Here is an 18,026-nt window from a genome sequence, read left to right as displayed (position 1 = left end):
TCAGCCCCCAGCATCCGCCCCGGCGATACCGATCCGGCGGATATCCTCCGAAGATATTCGTTTCGCATTGAAGGAAGGCTGGGCCGACTTCCGCGAGAAGCGCGGCGACATCGTGGTGATCGCGATCATCTACCCGCTGTTCAGCCTTTCGGTCGCCTTCGCCTCGCTGGGCGGCGTGCCGCTGGTGCTGTTCTTCCCGATGGCGGCGGGGCTCTCGCTGGTCGGGCCGCTGGTGGCAGTCGGCTTCTACGAGCTGGCGCGCAGGCGAGAGGCCGGGCTGGATTCAAGCTGGCAGCATTTCTTCGACATCCGCCACAGCCCGTCTTTCGGATCGCTGATCGGCGTGGCGGTGCTGATGATCATGCTGTTCGGATCGTGGGTGTGGGTCGGCGGCGCGATCCATGATGCGTTCCTCGGCACCGTGCCGCCGAAGTCGGTCGGGCAGTTCCTGCATCAGCTCTTCGGGACAGCGGCCGGGTGGCAGATGATGATCATCGGCAATCTCGTCGGCTTCGCCTATGCGCTGGTGGCCTTGGGATTGACGTGGACCTCGATCCCGATGCTGGTCGATCGCCCGGTCGACGGCGCGACGGCGATCTCCACCTCGTTCCGCGCGGTGATGGCCAATCCGGGGATGGCGGCGCGCTGGGGCCTGATCGTCGCGGCGCTGCTGGTGGCGGGGTCGATCCCGGCCTTCATCGGGCTGGCGGTGGTGATCCCGTGGCTCGGCTATGCGACGTGGCACCTCTACACGCGGGTCGTCGATCGCGGCGCGCTGCCTCCCATCCCGATCCGCTGAACGGGAGGCAGCGGCGCACACTCAATCGGCTTTGCCCAGCACCTTTTCGTCGAGGAACGTCTCGATCGTCTTCTGGACGTGCGCCTGACGGCCCTCGCCCGCGATATGATGCGTCTGGCCGACATAGAGCATCATGTCGAAGGGCGTGTCCGTCTCCTGCAGCCGGTTGATGAGCGCGGCCGAGTTCTCGAACACGACATTGTCGTCCGAGAGGCCGTGCATCAGCAGCATCGGCGTCCTGATCGACGGCGCATCGGCCACCGCGTCGGAGGAGTCATAGGTCTTCGGATCGGTCGCCGGGTTGCCGAGATAGCGCTCGGTATAGTGGGTGTCGTACATCTCCCACTTCGTCACCGGCGCGCCCGAGACGCCCGCCGCGTAGAGACCGGTCGGCGTCTTCTCCAGCATCTTGAGCGTCATGTAGCCGCCATAGGACCAGCCGAAGATCGCGATCTTCTTCGGGTCCACGAAGTTCTGGCTCTGGAGCCAGCGCGCGCCCGTCGCCTGATCCGCGACCTCGACCGTACCCATCGCGTGATAGATCTGGTCCTCGAACGCCGTGCCGCGATTGGCCGAACCACGATTGTCGATCTGGAAATAGATCCAGCCCTTCGACACCCAATATTGCGCCATCGGGCTCATCCACGAGCGCTTCACCTGCTGCGCGCCGGGGCCGCCGTAATGCTCGAAGAACACCGGGTAGCGCTTGCCCGCCTCCAGCTTCGGCGTGATCATCTCGTAATAGAGCGTGCTGCCGTCCTCGGCCTTGAGCGTGCCATACTCGACCGGCCGATGCGCCGCGAGATAAGGCGCGTAGGGGTGCTTCGCGTCGAGCCTGTTCTCCTCGATCCACGACAGGCGCTTGCCGGTCGCGTCCGCGAGATAGACCTGCGGCGGCTGGCTGGGCGAGGAGCGCGAGACGAGCATGTGCGTGCCCGCCTGATCCATCACCGCGTCGTTCCAGTAGCCGCTCTCGGTCAAGCGCTTCGGCTCGCCGGGGTTGAGATAGTCGATCGTGTAGATCTGGCTCTCGAGCACGCTGTCCTTGTTGGCGGCGAAGAACAGGCGGTGGTGCGCCTCGTCGACCCCGATCAGGCCGGTGTGGCTGGACTGGCCGTTGGTCTCGACCATCCAGTCGCCCTTGGTGAGCCGGGTCCACTGGCCGTTCGCGAAACGATAGAGATGCATGAAGCCCGAACGCTGCGAGCCCCAGATCAGACTGCCATCCTTGAGCGGACGGAAATCGTCGGTGAGCTTGATCCACGTCTTCGACGTCTCGGCGAACAGCACCTTCGCGGCACCCGTCGCCGGATCGACCGCGAGCATGTCGAGCGTCTTCTGGTCGCGGCTCTCGCGCTGGACGTAGAGCGTCTTGCCGGCCGCCGACCAGTCGACGCGGGCGATGTAGGTGTCGGGATCGGAGCCGAGATCGACCTTCACCCGATGCGAGCCATCGGCCGACATCACCGACAGCGAGGCGATCACGTTGGGCGTGCCGGCAGCGGGATAGCGCTGGTCGAAGGTCTTGGTGCCGTCGGCGCCGATGGCGGCGCGGGTGACGGTCTTCACCGGCGCTTCGTCATAGCATTCGACCGCGACATGCGCGTCGCCCGGCGACCACCAGGTGCCGGTGTCGCGATCCATCTCTTCCTGCGCGACGAACTCGGCGGTGCCGCAGGTGACGGTGCCCCCACCCTCCTTCGTCAGTGCCTTTTCGGTGCCGGTCTTGAGGTCGATCGCGAACAGGTTCTGGTCGCGCACGAAGCTGACATAGCCACCGCCCGCCGAGACATGGGCGTCGATCTCCGACTGAGGCGTGTCGGTCAGGCGGCGGACGCTGCCATCGAGCTTCGCCAGATAGAGGTCGCCGTCGATCGGCACGAGGATGCTCTTGCCGTCCGGCGCCCAGGCATAATCGACGATGCCCTTGGTGCCGCCGACGCGGGCGCGCTCGCGGCGCATCTTCTCGGCTTCGGAGAGTTCGGCGCCGGTGCCGATCTTCTTGCTGTCGACCAGCATCCGCTCGGCGCCGGTCTTCGTATCGACCGCCCAGAGGTCATAGCGCTCGCGCTCGTCGGCGCGGGGCTTGAGCAGCGTCGCGAGCTTGCCGTCGGGCGACAGCTTCACGCCGCGCGGCGTCGGGCCGGACAGCGAGGGGCTCGCGAAGATGCGGTCGATGGTCAGCGGCTTCTGCGGAACCGAGGGAAGCGGAGCGGCAAAGGCGGCGGTGGTGGCGAGGAGCGATACGCTCGCGAGAAAAGGCAGACGCATATGCACTGTGTAGCCAGCCTTCATCGCCGGGCAAGCACCGCTCGGCGGAAAATCACTATGCTTGCGGCCAGCTTTCCCCGTTCCTCGTCCGGGGCTAGCATCCTGTCAAAGCCAACGGTTCCTATGAAAGGGATGTGCTGTGTCGTTCCGAATTCGCCGCACCCTTGCGCCCCTCGCCTTCGCCCTCCTCGCCAGCCAGCCTCTGCTCGCAGTCCCCGCTCCCACGCCCGCGGGCGCGACCGGCTTCAGGCTCGGCACGCTCCAGCTCTTCACGCTGCGCGACATGAACAATGTCGTGCCTAATGACGGCAGCGTCTTCGGCGTCGGCGTGCCTACGCCGGAGGTCTCGAAGGTGCTCCAGCAGGCGCACGCGCCGACCGACAAGATCAGCCTCTCAGTGGACGCGCTGCTGGTACGGATGCCGGGTCATGTCGTGCTGCTCGACACCGGCCTCGGCCCGAAGGTGGGCGGATCGCTGATGGCAAGCCTCGCCGCCGCGCATGTCAGGCCCGAGGAGGTGACCGACATCCTCATCACCCACAGCCATGGCGATCATGTCGGCGGGCTCGCGACCAGCGACGGTGCGCTTGCTTTCCCCAAGGCGACCATCCGCATGTCGGCAGCCGAATGGAGCTACATGCAAGCCAAGGGCAGCAAGGGGCTGGTCGAAACGATCCGCGCGAAGGTGCAGCCCTTCAAGCCCGGCACCGAAGTGGTTCCCGGCATCACTTCCGTGCCGCTTCCGGGGCATACGCCGGGGCACAGCGGCTATGAGATCCGCTCGGGCAGCGCCCACCTGCTCGACATCGGCGATAGCGCGCATAGCTCGATCATCTCGCTCGCCAAACCCGACTGGACGATCGAGTATGACGGGGACTCCGCACAGGGCCGCACCGCCCGCAAGGCTCTGCTCGCCAAGCTCGCCGCCAGCCATGAGCGCATCTTCGCGCCGCATTTCCCCTATCCGGGCGTCGGCTTCGTGGAGAAGAGTGGCGACGGCTATCGCTGGGCGCCGGCGCTTCCCTGACGCCGCCGCATAAGGAAAGGGCGCCGGCAGCCTCAAGCCGCCGACGCCCTCCCGGAAACGTCGCGATGGACGCGCGAGGCTTAGGCCTGCGCCTTCTCGCGGGTGTCCTTGCGCTCGGCGATACGGGCCGACTTGCCGGTGCGGCCGCGCAGATAATAGAGCTTCGCGCGACGCACGACGCCGCGGCGCACAACCTCGATCGAATCGACGTTGGGCGAGTAAAGCGGGAAGACGCGCTCGACACCCTCGCCGAACGAGATCTTGCGGACGGTGAAGCTGCTGCCCATGCCCTTGTTGGAGCGGGCGATGCAGACGCCCTCGAACGCCTGGACGCGCGAACGGTCGCCTTCGACAACCTTCACGCCGACGCGCAGCGTGTCGCCCGGACGGAATTCGGGGATCTTCTTCGTCTCATTGAACTGCGCGATGGCTTCCGCCTCGAGCTGCTGGATGAGGTTCATGACTTGTCGTCCTCGTCTTTTCGCCGCGCGCCAGAGGGCGACTGGACCGGAACGCCACCGTGGCGCTCCCAAAGGTCCGGCCGCCTTAGCCGTGTGATGGTCTCGGCCTCGGCATGACGCCAGGCCTTGATCCTCGCATGATCCCCCGATCGCAGCACTTCAGGGATCGTGCGCCCTTCCCACTCAGCGGGTCGGGTATAATGCGGATATTCGAGAAGCCCCGTTTCAAAGCTCTCTTCATCTCCGCTCGAAGCGGCGCCCATTACGCCGGGGAGCAGCCGAACGCAAGCGTCCAGCAGCGTCAGCGCGGCCATTTCACCGCCCGAGAGGATATAATCGCCGATCGAGACCTCCTCGATCTCGCGCGCGTCGAACAGCCGCTGGTCGATCCCCTCGAAGCGGCCGCAGAGGATGATCGCCCCCGGCCCCTCGGCGAGCTGGCGGACACGGGCCTGCGTCAGCGGCGCGCCGCGCGGCGTCATCGCCAGCACCGGCACCCCCGGATGGCGGGCGATGGTGGCATCGAGCGCGGAGGCTAGCACGTCGGCGCGCATCACCATGCCGGCACCGCCGCCCGCGGGCGTATCGTCCACCGAGCGATGCTTGTCGGTCGCGAAGTCGCGGATCTGCAACGCCTCCAGCGCCCACTTCCCCTCGGCGAGCGCGCGGCCAGCGAGGCTGACGCCCAGCGGCCCCGGAAACATCTCCGGATAGAGGGTGAGGATCGACGCCTGAAAGCTCATCGGCGGCGCGTCCAGCGGATGAGCATGGTCGCCCACAGCACGCCGATCAGCCACAGGATGCCGTAGCCGAGGAAGAAGCGCACCACCGGCTCATAGGAGATCATGTCCTGCGGCAGGCCCATCTCACGGCGCGACTGGAGATAGGCGAGGCTCGCCATGCCCCATAGCAGGATCGGCAGCGCGGCGGGTGCCACCAAGCGATAGAGCTTGAGCCGCGCCGGGAACCGCCGGCCGACGAGCAACACCAGCGCCGCGACGAACACCGCCTGCAACGCCAGCACCACGAAGAAGAAGGCGGCTGCGGGGTTCATCACGCCTCGACGAACTCGACATGGACGCGGATCGGCGGACCCAGCTCTTCCACGCCGGCACTCACCGGCACGAGGAAGCGGCGGCCATTCTCGCGCTCGATCTCGATCAGGTCGCCCGCGCCGAAATTCTCGACGGCGACGATGCGGCCAAGCGGTGTCCCATCGGTGGAAACGGCATCCTGCCCGAGCAGGTCGGCATGATAATATTCGCCCTCGGCGAGCGGCGGCAGCGAGGAGCGCGGCACCGTGAGCTGCGTGCCCCGCAGCGCCTCGGCGGCGTTGCGATCGCTTACTTCGGCGAAGCGGGCCACGGCACCGTTGGGGCCGGGGCGGATGGATTTGAGCGTGTAGCTGCTCGCGCCGGCACTGAGCGTCGGATAGCGCTTCAGATCGTCGGTGAAGAGCTTGAGGCGCACCTCTCCGGTGACGCCATGCGCGCCGATGATGGCGGCGAGGACGACGGGCCGATCTTCGACCAACACAAACCTCCGTTCGGGCTGATCCTGTCGGGGCCCTGTTCTCTTTCCCGCAAACGGGAAAGGAGCCCGCCGCCTCCTGTGAGAGACGGCGGGCGCCGAAGCATTACGCCTCGGTGGTTTCCTCGGCGGCCGGAGCCTCCTCAGCCGGGGTCTCGGCCGGGGCCGGAGCGGCAGCGGCCTCAGCAGCGGCCTCGGCAGCAGCGGCGGCCTTGGCGGCGCGCTCCTCGACGCGCTCCTTGGCCTTCTCGCCCGGCTCGGCCTTCTTCGGGTTGTTGCGCGCCGCGCGCTCACGGATGCCGGCGGCATCCAGGAAGCGGGCAACGCGGTCGGTCGGCTGCGCGCCCACCGAGAGCCAGTGCTTGGCGCGCTCGCCGTCGAGGATCACGCGCTTCTCGTCGTCCTTCGCGAGCATCGGGTTGTAGGTGCCGATCTTCTCGATGAAGGCGCCGTCGCGCGGCGCGGTCGAGTTGGCGACGACGATGCGGTAATACGGACGCTTCTTGGAGCCACCGCGCGAAAGACGGATCGAAACAGCCATTTTAATCTTCCTTCTATCAAATCGAAGCCACCCTTGAGGGTGACGAACTCACTTCTTCTTCAGGAAATTCTGGAAGCCGGGGGGAAGCCCCTGCGCTCCTCCAGGAAGTCCCGGAAGCCCTCCGAGGCCACCGGCCCCGCCGGCACCGGGCGGCATTCCGCCGCCGGCACCACCAAGGCCGCCCAAGCCACCCATGCCGCCGCCACCCTTTCCGAACAGCCCGGCAAGGCCCTTGAGGCCGCCCATTTTCTTGATCTTCTTCATGGCGGTCGCCATTTCCTGATGCATTTTCAGGATCTTGTTGACCTCCTGCACCGTGCGGCCCGAGCCCTTCGCGATGCGGATCTTGCGCTTGGCGTTGATCAGCTCCGGCTTGGCCCGCTCCTTGGGCGTCATCGAGCCGATGATCGCGTCCATGTGGATCAGGATCTTGTCGTCGACATTGCCCGCCGCCATGGCGTTCTTCACCTTGGCGACGCCCGGCAGCATCGAGGCGAGCGCGCCGAGGCCACCCATGCGGCGCATCTGACCAAGCTGGCTGCGCAGGTCGTTGAGGTCGAACTGACCCTTCGATATGCGCTCGGCGAGCTTCTCGGCCTCTTCCTGCTTGATCGTCTCGGCGGCGCGCTCGACGAGCGACACGACGTCGCCCATGCCGAGGATGCGGCCGGCCACACGACCCGGCTGGAAGAGTTCGAGGCCGTCGAGCTTCTCGCCCGTGCCGACGAACTTGATTGGCTTGCCCGTGACGGCGCGCATCGAGAGCGCGGCACCGCCGCGCGCATCGCCGTCCATGCGGGTCAGCACCACGCCCGTCAGCGGCACCTGCTCGGAGAAGGATTTCGCGACGTTGACCGCGTCCTGACCCGTCAGCGAGTCGACGACGAGGAGGATTTCATCCGGCGTCGAGACTTCGGCGACGGCCTTCATCTCGTCCATCAGCGCCTGATCGACGTGGAGACGGCCCGCCGTGTCGAGCATCAGCACGTCGAAGCCCTGGAGCTTCGCGGCGTTGAGCGCGCGGCGGGCGATCTCGACCGGCTGCTGGCCGGCGACGATCGGCAGCGTCGCGACCTCCGCCTGCGTGCCGAGCACGGCGAGCTGCTCCTGCGCGGCCGGACGATTGACGTCCAGCGAGGCCATCATGACCTTCTTCGCGCCCTTCTGCTTCAGGCGGCGGGCGATCTTGGCCGTGCTGGTGGTTTTGCCCGAGCCCTGGAGGCCGACCATCATGATGACCGCCGGCGGGGTCACGTCGAGCTGGAGGTCGGACGCTTCCGAGCCCAGCATCTCGACCAGCGCATCGTTGACGATCTTGACGACCTGCTGGCCGGGCGTGATCGACTTCAGCACCGACTGGCCGACGGCCTGTTCGGTCACCTTGTCGACGAACTCGCGCACCACCGGCAGCGCCACGTCGGCTTCGAGCAGCGCGATGCGGACTTCGCGCATCGCCGCGCGCACGTCGGCTTCGTTGAGCGCACCACGGCCGCGCAGCCGGTCGAAAACGCCGCCCAGCCTTTCGCTCAAACTCTCGAACATGCGCCCAAACTCCTTTGCCGGACGACTCGCGACAGCCCCAACGCACAAAGCGCCGGCGGGCGAAACTCGCCGGCCGGCGTGCACTCAGCCTTCTGACTGCGTGCTTGGAGCCATCACGTTCGCCACGGAACGATGCCGGGCCCGATAGACGAGCCGCGCCGCAAAGGCAAGTCGATGCCCGGCAAAACGCCGTCCGCCTTTACCGCTTCTATACCCTTTGGTCGCATGACGGGCTGCCGGAAAAGGAAAGTGGCCTCAATGTCGGATCAACAGGGCGAATTGCACAGCGCCGACGGGGCCATGACGCGCGCGCGCCGCGATCTGGTGGTGGGCGGCGTTCTGATTGCAGCGCTGGTAGTGCTGGCCCTGAGCGGCTGGCGCTTCATCGGGTTCGCCGAGCGGCTGCTGGGCCATGGCAGCAACGCTCAATTGGCGGCCGGCGATCGGCTGCTGCTGTCGGGCCTGCTGCTCAATCTCGCGCTGATCCTGTTCGGCTGGCGCCGCTATCGCGACCTCGCCGCCGCCACCACCCAGCACGACCTCGCGGCCGCCCGCGCCATGACGCTGGCGCGCATCGACGAGCTGACCGGCTTCCTCAACCGCCGTGCCATGGCATCGGACGGCGAAGCCCTGATCACGCAGGCACGCCGGCAGGGCAAGGCCATCGCACTGCTCATCATCGACCTCGACCATTTCAAGGCCGTGAACGAAGTCCATGGCCACCTTGCCGGCGACACGGTGCTGCGCGCCGCGACGGACATCATCCGCCGCGCGCTCCCCGCCTCCGCCGTGGCCGGACGGCTCGACGGCGACGAGTTCGCCGCCCTCCTGCCCTTCGACCCACGCCATGCGGGCGCCATCGACTCGATCGCCGACTATATCGTGAGCGCGCTCGCCCAGCCGCTGATCGCGCGCGGCGTCACGGCGCATATCGGCGCGTCGATCGGCATTGCCCGCTCCGACGAGGATTGCCAGACGGTCGAGGCGCTGCTCCGCCGCGCCAATATCGCGATGCAGGCCGCCAAGGGCTCGGGCCGCGGCCGCCATGCGTGGTTCGACACCTCGATGGAGCGCGAGCTGATCTCCCGCAACCTGATCGAGGCCGGCCTGCGCGAAGGCATCCCGATCGGCCAGTTCGTCCCCTATTACGAACCGCAGGTCGATCTGGAGACCAATGCGCTCCTCGGCTTCGAGGTGCTGGCGCGCTGGGAGCATCCGACGCGCGGCGTGATCGCGCCGGACAATTTCATTCCCGTCGCCGAGGAATGCGGCCTCATCAGCGAGCTTTCGATCGCCGTCATGCGGCGCGCTTTCGTCGAGGCGCGGGATTGGGCGCCCACCCTCTCGCTCTCGGTCAACATCTCGCCGGCACAGCTCCGCGACCCGTGGCTGGCGCAGAAGATCGTGAAGCTACTGGTCGAGACGGGCTTCCCCGCCAATCGGCTGGAGATCGAGATCACCGAAAGCTCACTGTTCCAGAACCTGCCGCTCGCCCAGTCGATCGTCGGCAGCCTGAAGAACCAGGGCATTCGCCTCGCGCTCGACGATTTCGGGACGGGCTATTCCTCGCTCGCGCACCTGCGCGCGCTGCCTTTCGACCGGATCAAGATCGATCGCAGCTTCGTCACCTCGATCAACAAGGACCCGGAGTCCGCCGCGATCGTCAACGCCATCTCGAAGCTCGGCGAGAGCCTCAACCTGCCGATCACGGCGGAGGGCATCGAGGATGGCGACATCCGCGACCGGCTGCGCGACATGGGCTGCCACAAGGGTCAGGGCTGGCATTTCGGCAAGCCGATGACCGTGACGGCCACCCGCCGGATGCTCGCCGAGCGCGGCCTGCTGCCGAGCGCGCGGGGATCGGCCGCGCCTGTCGATGAGATCAGAAGCGCGCGCCGGACTGGCTGAGGAAGCGTTCTTCTTCCGCCGTCGTCTCGCGGCCCAATGCGACGTTGCGCTGAGGGAAACGGCCGAAGCGCTCGATCTGCTCGGCGTGGCGGATCGCGTAAATCTCGTTCTCGGTGCCGGTGAACAGTTCGATCGAGCGCCGCTGCATCGCCCCGTCCTCGGCGTGCATGAAGGGCATCAGCAGGAATTGCCGGTGGCGCTCGTCGAACCGGTCGGGCCATCCCCTGGCGACCGCCTCCTTGGCCAGCTCCAGCGCCAGCGGATCGGCCTCGAAGGCGCGGGCCTCGCCCCGGAAGATGTTGCGCGAGAACTGGTCGAGCAGGATGGTCGCGGCGAGCATCGTTTCCGGCTCGTCGCGCCAGCCCTCCGCCCGCCCCTCCAGCACCGCGTCGCGGAGCGGGCCGAAGCGGCTGGCGCAGATGGCGTCGAGCCCATGATCCTCCACATACCAGAGGCGGTCAGGCGTCTCCTCGAACCAGAAGCGCAGCACATCCTGCGCTTGGGCGTGGACTTGAGGAGCCGGACTTCCTAGATCGCGCGTCATGCGGCACCGTTTCCACAAGATGCATGGCCTCGGCAACGACTTCGTCGTGTTCGACGCGCGCGAGCAGGCTCTCGCCATGACGCCGACGCGGGCGCGTGCGATCGCGGATCGGCATACCGGTGTCGGCTGCGACCAGCTGATCGTCATCGAACCCTCCGATGCCGCGACCGCCCGGATGCGGATCTTCAACAATGACGGCAGCGAAGTGGAGGCCTGCGGCAATGCGACGCGCTGCGTGGCGAGCCTGCTCGGCGGTCAGCCGACCATCGAGACGCTGGGCGGCATCCTCGTCAGCGAACTCACCGCCGGCGGCGCCAGCGTTGATATGGGCGCGCCCCGTTTCGACTGGAACGCCGTGCCGCTCGCCTATCCGATGGACACCGGCGCGCTGCCGCTGGCGTGGGACGGGCTGGAGCCGATCGCCCCGCCGATGGCGCTGAGCGTCGGCAACCCGCACGTCATCTTCTTCGTCCCCGACACCGACGCGCTCGACCTCGCTACCAGCGGCCCGGTCGTCGAGCATGACCCGGTCTTCCCCGAGCGCATCAACGTCAACGTCGCCACCATCGAGAGCCGCAGCCGCATCCGCCTGCGTGTCTGGGAGCGCGGCGCGGGCCTGACGCTCGCCTGCGGCACGGGCGCCTGCGCAACGGCGGTTGCGGCGATCAAGTCGGGCCGGGTGGACAGCGGCGTCACCGTCGCGCTGCCGGGCGGCGAGCTCGTGATCGACTGGCAGCCCGGCGGCACCTTCCGCATGACCGGCCCCGCCACCCATGTCTTCACGGGCGAACTCGATCTGGAGGCCTTCGCCCCGTGAACGGCCCGGAAATCCTGACGCTGGGCTGCCGGCTCAACGCGACCGAGAGCGAGGCCATGCGCCAGCTCGCGGCCGGTCAGGACGATCTCGTCATCATCAACAGCTGCGCGGTGACGGCCGAGGCGGTGAAGCAGGCCCGGCAGGAAATCCGCCGCGCCCGCCGCCGTCGCCCCGACGCGCGCATCCTCGTCACCGGCTGCGCGGCGCAGGTCGAGCCCGATGCCTTCGCCGCGATGCCCGAGGTGACGGCCGTGATCGGCAACCGCGAGAAGCGCGAGGCCGCGACCTTCCTCACGCCCTCGTCCACGAAGCTCCACGTCTCCGACATCATGGGCGTACGCGAGGCCGCCCCGATCGCCGACCTCGGCGAGCGCAACCGTGCGCGCGCCTTCGTCGAGGTACAGAATGGCTGCGACCATCGCTGCACCTTCTGTATCATCCCTTTCGGCCGCGGCCCGAGCCGTTCCGTCCCTGCCGGCGCGGTGGTCGATCGGATCAGGGCGCTGGTCGACGAGGGCTATAACGAAGTCGTCCTCACCGGCGTCGACACCACCAGCTATGGGCCGGACCTGCCCGGCGATCAGTCGCTGGGGATGCTGGTCGAGCGCGTTCTGAAGCTCGTGCCGGGCCTCAGGCGCCTCCGCCTCTCCTCGCTCGACTCCGTCGAGATCGACGAGCGCCTGTTCGAGCTGGTGACGCAGGAGACGCGCATCCAGCCGCATCTCCACCTCTCGCTCCAGTCGGGCGACGACCTCATCCTCAAGCGCATGAAGCGCCGCCACAGCCGCGCCCAGTCGGTCGCGATGGTCGAGCGCCTCAAGGCCGCCCGCCCCAACATAGCGATCGGCGCGGACCTCATCGCCGGCTTCCCCACCGAAACGGAAGAAATGGCCGGCAACACGCTGAAGCTGCTCGACGATTGCGACATCGTGATGGGGCACATCTTTCCCTTCTCGCCCCGCGCGGGCACACCGGCCGCCAAGATGCCGCAGCTCGACACCGCCACCATCCGCGCCCGCGCGAAGACGCTCCGCGAGGCCGCTGACGCCCGCCGCACGCGCTGGCTGGAGACGCTCATCGGCACCACGCAATCGGTGCTGGTCGAGGGCCTGAGCGGCCGCGGCCATGCCGGAAACTACGCCCCCGCCCGCCTCGCCTCCGGCGCGGCCCGGCGCGGCACGCCCACCAACGGCGTCGTCATCGGCGACGTTGTCACCCTGCACATGACCCATATCGAGGACGGAATGCTGGTCGGAGAGACCCTGTGAGCGACACCCCTAGCGCATGGCACGAGAAGCTGGTCGCCGGCTTCCGCCGCACCTCCGAACGGCTGGGCGACAATCTCCAGAGCCTCTTCACCAAGGAGAAGCTGGACCGCGAGACGCTCGACGAGATCGAGGAGGCCCTGATCGCCTCCGACCTCGGGCCAACGACGGCGGCCCGCGTCCGCGCCCGTCTCGAGGACGAACGCTACGAGAAGGGGCTCGACGAGACGGCCCTGCGCGGCATCGTCGCCGAGGAGGTCGCCAAGATCCTCCGCCCCGTTGCCAAGCCGCTGGAGATCGAGGCGTTCCCGCGCCCGCAGGTGATCCTCGTCATCGGCGTCAACGGCTCGGGCAAGACCACCACCATCGCCAAGCTCGCCCACCTGCTCCAGGAGCAGGACTATCAGGTGATGCTCGTCGCCGGCGACACGTTCCGCGCGGCCGCGATCGGCCAGCTCAAGGTGTGGGCGGAGCGCATCGGCGTGCCGATCATCACCGGCGCAGAGGGTGGCGATGCGGCCAGCCTCGTCTGGGAAGGCGTGAAGCAGGGCACCGCGATCGGCACCGACGTGCTGATCGTCGACACCGCCGGCCGCCTCCAGAACAAGGCGGGTCTGATGGACGAGCTGTCCAAGATCCGCCGCGTTCTCGGCCGCCTGAACCCTGCAGCCCCCCATGACGTCGTGCTGGTGCTCGACGCCACCACCGGCCAGAACGCGCTCAACCAGATCGAGGTGTTCGGCAAGGAAGCCGGCGTCACCGGTCTCGTCATGACCAAGCTCGACGGGACCGCCAAGGGCGGCGTCCTCGTCGCGGCGGCGGAGAAGTTCGGCCTCCCGATCCACGCCATCGGCGTGGGCGAGACGCTGGACGATTTCCGCCCCTTCGATCCCGACGAGGTCGCCAGCCTCATCGCCCGCTCCAAGGATCGGGTGGACTAAGCCACATTTCCCCGCGCGCCATCGCTGGGGACATCCATCCCGCCGAAGCGTTCATCAACCGTCAGGGCGATTTCCGCTATAGTGATGGAATGGCCCGACTGGCACGGGCGAGAGACGAGAGGATCGAGTTGACCACCACCACTGCCGCCGCCGCGAAGCCGGAAGCCGGACCGATGCTGCGCCTCGCGCTCGATCTGGGGCCGCTGGTCGTCTATTTCATCGCCTACTCGCTGACGGCGAAGAATATCTATGCGTCGACCGGCATCTTCATGGCGGCGACGGGGGCGGCGATGCTCATCTCGCTGATGCGCTTTGGCCGCATCTCCCCGATGCAATGGTTCTCGAGCGCCATGGTGCTGATCCTCGGCGGCCTCACCATCTGGCTGCACAAGGACTGGATCATCAAGATCAAGCCCACCCTCTATTATCTGATGGTGTCGGGCATCCTCTTCTTCGGCCTCTTCACCGGCAAGCCGACGCTTCGCCTCGCGCTGGGCAATGCCTATCCCGGATTGAACGAGCGCGGCTGGGTGATCCTGTCGCGGAACTGGGCGCTGTTCTTCGTCCTGATGGCCGTCGCCAACGAGATCGTCTGGCGCAATTTCAGCACCGGCGTGTGGGTGGGCTACAAGCTGTGGGGGGCGATCCCGGCCACCATGCTCTTCGCGCTCGCCAACATCCCGATGCTGATGAAGCATGGCCTCGGCGAAAGCGCCATGGCCGCCATCGCCGACTGCCCGCCCGAGGAATGAAAGAAGCCCGCGCGAACCGCCAAGGCTCGCACAGGCTCCTGTCCGGCCCTCTCCTGACGAGAGGGCCGCATCGCGGACCGGTTTACGCCGGCTGCTGATCGGCGCGGCTGACGCCCTCGCCGTCGAGGTTCTGCGACACGAAGTCCCAGTTCACGACGTTCTTCAGCACCTTCTCGGCGAAGTCCGGGCGGGCGTTGCGATAATCGATGTAATAGGCGTGCTCCCACACATCGAGGGTCAGGAGCGGCTTCATGCCGTCATAGACCACCGGCGTGTCGGCGTCGTGCAGCGACGTCACCTTAAGCGCGCCGCCGTCCAGCACCAGCCACGCCCAGCCGCTCGCGAAGTGGCCGACGGCCTCTTCCTTGAGCTTGGCGATGAGCGCGTCCTGGCCGCCGAAATCGTCGATCAGCTTGGCGAGCTTCTCCGAAGGCTTGGTCGAGCCGGCCGGCGCGAGGCACTGCCAGAAGAAGCTGTGGTTCCAGATCTGGGCCGCGTTGTTGAACAGGCCCTTGTCGCCCTTGTCCTTGGCGAGCTTGGTCACTTCGACGAGCGTCTTGCCCGCGAGGCCCTTTTCGGCCTCCCAGCCATTGACCTTCTGCACATAAGCGTTGTGATGCTTGCCGTGGTGATAATCGAAGGTCTCGGCCGACATGATCGGGTCGAGCGCAGTCTTCTCGAACGGAAGCGGGGGGAGGATGAAGGCCATCAGGCGTCTCCTTGGTTGGGAATCCAGCTTGGCTCCCCTAACGCCTCCGCCCGCCAAAAGTGCAGCGAAAACGCCTGTTGCGAAGCATTCTCATGGAACGGACGCGAAACGGACGAGTCGCCGTTCAGGCGCCGGTGCGATCCAGCAGATTGTGACGCCTCAAAGCGTGGCGAAGCTGGTCGTAGGTGAGCGCGAGCGCCGCCGCCGTGGTTCGCTGGTTGAAGCGGCAGCGCTTGAGCGCGGCCTCCAGCAATTTCTTCTCATAGGCATCGCAAGCGGCGCGGAAATCGTTGACCTCGGGCTCCTCGATCACGGCCACCGTCTGCGCGGGGCGTGGCTCCGCCGTCATGGCCGGCCGCGCCGCCTGTCCTTGCGGACGCCAGGGCGAAGCGAAGGGATCGAACTCGATCGCGTCGACCGGCCTGCCGGGCTCGTCCCAGCGATAGACGGCGCGCTCGATCACGTTGCGCAGCTCGCGGACATTGCCGGGCCAGTCATGCCCGACCAGCGTCGCCAGCGCCTTGGGGGAAAATCCCTTCCAGTCGGTCCAGCCCAGCTCGAACGCCATGCGCTGCCCGAAATAGTCGACCAGCACCGGCACATCCCCGTCGCGATGACGCAACGGCGGCAAGGTCACGACCTCGAAGGAGAGACGATCGAGCAGATCGGCGCGGAATCGCCCTGCATCGACCAGCGAGGGCAGATGCTCGTTGGTGGCCGCGACGATGCGGACGTCCACCCGCACAGGACGCGAGGAGCCGATCCGCGTGACCTCGCCATATTCCACCGCGCGCAGCAGCCTCTCCTGCGCGCCGGACGACAGCGTCGCCAGCTCGTCGAGGAAGAGCGTGCCGCCGTCCGCCTCCTCGAAGCGGCCCGCGCGGGCCTTGGTTGCACCGGTGAAGGCACCGGCTTCATGGCCGAACAGCTCCGCCTCGATCAGCGTCTCGGGCAGGGCTGCGCAATTGAGCGTCACCAGCGGGCCGGACCAGCGCGGCGACAGGTGGTGAAGGCGCTCGGCGATCAGTTCCTTGCCGGTGCCGCGCTCGCCGATCACCAACACGGGACGGTTGAGCCCGGCGGCCCGACTGGCGCGTTCGACCGCATCGAGAAAGGCGGTCGATTCGCCGATGAATTTCACGTCGCGATCCATGGCCACGAAGTTGGTGCAATTCACCAACCTTTGGCAAGCCCTGCGCGGCGTATTATTTTAGCGATACACCAGAAGCGCCCGAAAATGGAGGTTTTTGGAATTGGCACACCTCCTGCATTGATCTTCACGTCACCGCCGAGCGCGGTTCACGAGATCAGGTTGGAGAAGCATCATGGTCCACTTCGACGTTATCATGGGCAGCCGGATCGCCACCGCGCTCGTCTCTCTTTTCGCGACGGCCGCCGCCAGCATCGTCTGTCTGGCCGCCGCGGTCGGTCCGGCTGCTGCCTGACCGATCCGGCCGGGCGGGGGTCCCCTTTCCCGTCCGGCCTTACACACTTTCCACGAGGAGCGATTTCTATGGGCATCTTCTCCCGCACGAGGGACATCATCGCCGCCAACGTCACCGATCTGCTCGATCGGGCGGAGGATCCGGCGAAGATGATCCGCATGATCATCATGGAGATGGAAGAGACGCTGATCGAGGTTCGCGCCTCGGCGGCCCGCACCATCGCCGACCAGAAGGAAATGCGCCGCCACATCGCCAAGCTCGACAAGCTCCAGGAGAGCTGGACCGAGAAGGCGGAGCTGGCGCTCTCCAAGGGCCGCGAGGATCTCGCCAAGGCCGCCCTGCTCGAGAAGCAGAAGGCCGGCGACATGGCCGACCGGCTGCGCGAGGAGATCTCTGCGCTCGACGAGGCGCTTCAGGCGTCCGAAGCGGACATCACCAAGCTCCAGAACAAGCTGCGCGAGGCGCGTGCCCGCCAGAACTCGATCGTCGCCCGTCTGGAGAGCGCGCAGAACCGCGCCCGCCTGCGCGAGATGACCAACGGCCCCAAGGTCGACGAGGCGTTCAGCCGCTTCGAGACGCTGGAGCGCCGCGTGGACTTCGCGGAAGGACGCGCCGAGGCCGCCGGCATGGGCACCGCGCCCAAGTCGCTCGAGGAGGAGATCGCCGATCTCCGTTCATCCGAGAAGGTCGACGCCGAGCTGGAGGCCCTGAAGGCCCGCCTCGGCCGGACCACCAGCCAGGAGGGTTGAGGCCATGGAGGACGTCTTCCTCCCGATCGTGATCGTGGGCATGCTCTTCATCGGGCTGCCGTGGATCATCTTCCACTACGTCACCCAGTGGAAGCGGGCCCGCGGCCTCTCGATCGAGGACGAGAACCTGCTCGACGGCCTGCACGATCTGGCCCGCCGGCTCGACGAGCGGCTCGCCACCATCGAGCGGATCGTCGCTGCCGACAATCCCAACTGGCGCCCCACAGCCGGCGAGCGCGTCGAGCGCCCCTTGCGCGACAGCGACGACTGGCAGGGCCGCGCCTGAGCCGAAATCCTTGATCCGAAAGGGTAAACCCATGTCCGCCCGTCACACGAAATTCTATCTCGACAAGCGGAATGCCAAGTGGCTCGGCGTCTGCTCCGGCATCGCCGACTATACCGGGCTCGACGTCACGCTGGTGCGTGTCGGGCTGGTGATCCTCACCTTCATCGGCGGCTTCCCCTGGACGCTGCTGGCCTACTGGATCACCGCTTGGCTCGCGAGCGACAAGCCGGTCGAGTTCGAGGACATGAGCCGCGAGGACCAGCGCTTCTGGCAGGGCGTGCGCGCCAAGCCGGGCAACTCGGTCCGCGACGTTCGCAGCCGCTTCCGCGACATCGATCGCCGCCTGTCGGACCTCGAGGTCTACTACACCAGCCACAATCGCCGGCTCGCCGACGAGATCGACAGCCTGCGCTGAACGCCTCGGGGAGGAGGGGAAATC

The 18,026-nt window shown here is 67.1% G+C and carries 20 protein-coding genes; 10 read left to right on the top strand and 10 right to left on the bottom strand.

Features of this window, described 5'->3' with window-relative positions; all coding sequences use genetic code 11:
- Positions 1–67 precede the first annotated feature (67 nt).
- A complete protein-coding gene (locus tag ST3T6A_RS0111245) occupies positions 68–799 on the top strand; it encodes a DUF2189 domain-containing protein (protein WP_019833025.1) in 732 nt (243 codons plus the stop codon).
- A gap of 21 nt (positions 800–820) precedes the next feature.
- Here the strand turns inward: ST3T6A_RS0111245 and ST3T6A_RS0111240 are convergent, their stop codons facing one another.
- Positions 821–3,070 carry a S9 family peptidase gene (locus ST3T6A_RS0111240; protein ID WP_019833024.1) on the bottom strand — a complete coding sequence of 750 codons (2,250 nt, stop codon included), beginning with the start codon at positions 3,068–3,070 and terminating at the stop codon, positions 821–823.
- Between the two features lie 139 nt (positions 3,071–3,209).
- On the opposite strand from ST3T6A_RS0111240, the gene ST3T6A_RS0111235 reads away from it, so the two are divergent.
- On the top strand, positions 3,210–4,097 hold the full coding sequence (locus tag ST3T6A_RS0111235) for an MBL fold metallo-hydrolase (protein WP_019833023.1): 888 nt from the start codon (positions 3,210–3,212) through the stop codon (positions 4,095–4,097).
- An 80-nt stretch (positions 4,098–4,177) separates the two neighbouring features.
- Here ST3T6A_RS0111235 and rplS read toward each other — a convergent pair whose 3' ends face one another.
- The 6 genes from rplS to ffh form a co-directional block, all read right to left on the bottom strand.
- The gene (gene rplS / locus ST3T6A_RS0111230) at positions 4,178–4,558 is read right to left on the bottom strand and encodes a 50S ribosomal protein L19 (protein WP_019833022.1); all 381 of its coding nucleotides are present in this window, start codon (positions 4,556–4,558) and stop codon (positions 4,178–4,180) included.
- Positions 4,555–5,301 (bottom strand): tRNA (guanosine(37)-N1)-methyltransferase TrmD, encoded by a 747-nt coding sequence (gene trmD, locus ST3T6A_RS0111225; protein ID WP_026359633.1) that lies wholly within the window; start codon positions 5,299–5,301, stop codon positions 4,555–4,557. Before trmD ends, rplS begins: the two co-directional genes overlap by 4 nt.
- Complete coding sequence (locus tag ST3T6A_RS0111220; protein WP_019833020.1) at positions 5,298–5,612, bottom strand: hypothetical protein; 315 nt, start codon at positions 5,610–5,612, stop codon at positions 5,298–5,300. The genes trmD and ST3T6A_RS0111220 overlap by 4 nt, the downstream gene beginning before the upstream one ends.
- Complete coding sequence (gene rimM / locus ST3T6A_RS0111215; protein ID WP_019833019.1) at positions 5,612–6,091, bottom strand: ribosome maturation factor RimM; 480 nt, start codon at positions 6,089–6,091, stop codon at positions 5,612–5,614. The genes ST3T6A_RS0111220 and rimM overlap by 1 nt, the downstream gene beginning before the upstream one ends.
- A 103-nt stretch (positions 6,092–6,194) precedes the next feature.
- A complete protein-coding gene (gene rpsP / locus ST3T6A_RS0111210; RefSeq protein ID WP_019833018.1) occupies positions 6,195–6,629 on the bottom strand; it encodes a 30S ribosomal protein S16 in 435 nt (144 codons plus the stop codon).
- A 48-nt stretch (positions 6,630–6,677) separates the two neighbouring features.
- The gene (ffh, locus tag ST3T6A_RS0111205; RefSeq protein ID WP_019833017.1) at positions 6,678–8,171 is read right to left on the bottom strand and encodes a signal recognition particle protein; all 1,494 of its coding nucleotides are present in this window, start codon (positions 8,169–8,171) and stop codon (positions 6,678–6,680) included.
- A gap of 300 nt (positions 8,172–8,471) precedes the next feature.
- Between ffh and ST3T6A_RS0111200 the strand changes: the two genes are divergently transcribed.
- Positions 8,472–10,079, top strand: coding sequence for a putative bifunctional diguanylate cyclase/phosphodiesterase (locus ST3T6A_RS0111200; protein ID WP_235785781.1), 1,608 nt, complete (start codon positions 8,472–8,474; stop codon positions 10,077–10,079).
- Here the strand turns inward: ST3T6A_RS0111200 and ST3T6A_RS0111195 are convergent.
- The gene (locus tag ST3T6A_RS0111195) at positions 10,054–10,623 is read right to left on the bottom strand and encodes a DUF924 family protein (protein WP_051103450.1); all 570 of its coding nucleotides are present in this window, start codon (positions 10,621–10,623) and stop codon (positions 10,054–10,056) included. The genes ST3T6A_RS0111200 and ST3T6A_RS0111195 overlap by 26 nt on opposite strands.
- Between ST3T6A_RS0111195 and dapF the strand changes: the two genes are divergently transcribed.
- The 4 genes from dapF to ST3T6A_RS0111175 all read left to right on the top strand — a co-directional run bounded on the left by dapF (position 10,622) and on the right by ST3T6A_RS0111175 (position 14,398).
- On the top strand, positions 10,622–11,440 hold the full coding sequence (gene dapF, locus ST3T6A_RS0111190; protein WP_019833014.1) for a diaminopimelate epimerase: 819 nt from the start codon (positions 10,622–10,624) through the stop codon (positions 11,438–11,440). The two genes, ST3T6A_RS0111195 and dapF, sit on opposite strands and share 2 nt — an antisense overlap.
- Complete coding sequence (gene mtaB, locus ST3T6A_RS0111185; protein WP_019833013.1) at positions 11,437–12,708, top strand: tRNA (N(6)-L-threonylcarbamoyladenosine(37)-C(2))-methylthiotransferase MtaB; 1,272 nt, start codon at positions 11,437–11,439, stop codon at positions 12,706–12,708. The genes dapF and mtaB overlap by 4 nt, the downstream gene beginning before the upstream one ends.
- Positions 12,705–13,646, top strand: coding sequence for a signal recognition particle-docking protein FtsY (gene ftsY / locus ST3T6A_RS0111180; protein WP_019833012.1), 942 nt, complete (start codon positions 12,705–12,707; stop codon positions 13,644–13,646). Before mtaB ends, ftsY begins: the two co-directional genes overlap by 4 nt.
- A 128-nt stretch (positions 13,647–13,774) precedes the next feature.
- Positions 13,775–14,398, top strand: a complete 624-nt coding sequence (locus ST3T6A_RS0111175; RefSeq protein ID WP_019833011.1) for an inner membrane-spanning protein YciB — start codon at positions 13,775–13,777, stop codon at positions 14,396–14,398.
- Between the two features lie 82 nt (positions 14,399–14,480).
- Here ST3T6A_RS0111175 and ST3T6A_RS0111170 read toward each other — a convergent pair whose 3' ends face one another.
- A complete protein-coding gene (locus tag ST3T6A_RS0111170) occupies positions 14,481–15,107 on the bottom strand; it encodes a superoxide dismutase (RefSeq protein ID WP_019833010.1) in 627 nt (208 codons plus the stop codon).
- Positions 15,108–15,231: 124 nt separating this feature from the next.
- Positions 15,232–16,260 (bottom strand): phage shock protein operon transcriptional activator, encoded by a 1,029-nt coding sequence (gene pspF, locus ST3T6A_RS0111165; protein WP_026359631.1) that lies wholly within the window; start codon positions 16,258–16,260, stop codon positions 15,232–15,234.
- 360 nt (positions 16,261–16,620) lie between these two features.
- On the opposite strand from pspF, the gene pspA reads away from it, so the two are divergent.
- From pspA to pspC, 3 genes are read left to right on the top strand one after another with little or no spacing between them, the layout of a single operon-like run.
- On the top strand, positions 16,621–17,301 hold the full coding sequence (gene pspA, locus ST3T6A_RS0111155; RefSeq protein ID WP_019833007.1) for a phage shock protein PspA: 681 nt from the start codon (positions 16,621–16,623) through the stop codon (positions 17,299–17,301).
- A gap of 4 nt (positions 17,302–17,305) precedes the next feature.
- Positions 17,306–17,587, top strand: coding sequence for an envelope stress response membrane protein PspB (pspB, locus tag ST3T6A_RS0111150; protein ID WP_019833006.1), 282 nt, complete (start codon positions 17,306–17,308; stop codon positions 17,585–17,587).
- Between the two features lie 31 nt (positions 17,588–17,618).
- A complete protein-coding gene (gene pspC / locus ST3T6A_RS0111145) occupies positions 17,619–18,002 on the top strand; it encodes an envelope stress response membrane protein PspC (RefSeq protein ID WP_019833005.1) in 384 nt (127 codons plus the stop codon).
- Positions 18,003–18,026: the final 24 nt, after the last annotated feature.

It is taken from the genome of Sphingomonas sp. PR090111-T3T-6A (assembly GCF_000383095.1).
Taxonomy (GTDB): domain Bacteria; phylum Pseudomonadota; class Alphaproteobacteria; order Sphingomonadales; family Sphingomonadaceae; genus Solisphingomonas.
Note: the sequence above shows the minus strand (reverse complement) of the source record. Positions and strands in the feature narration are given on the sequence as shown.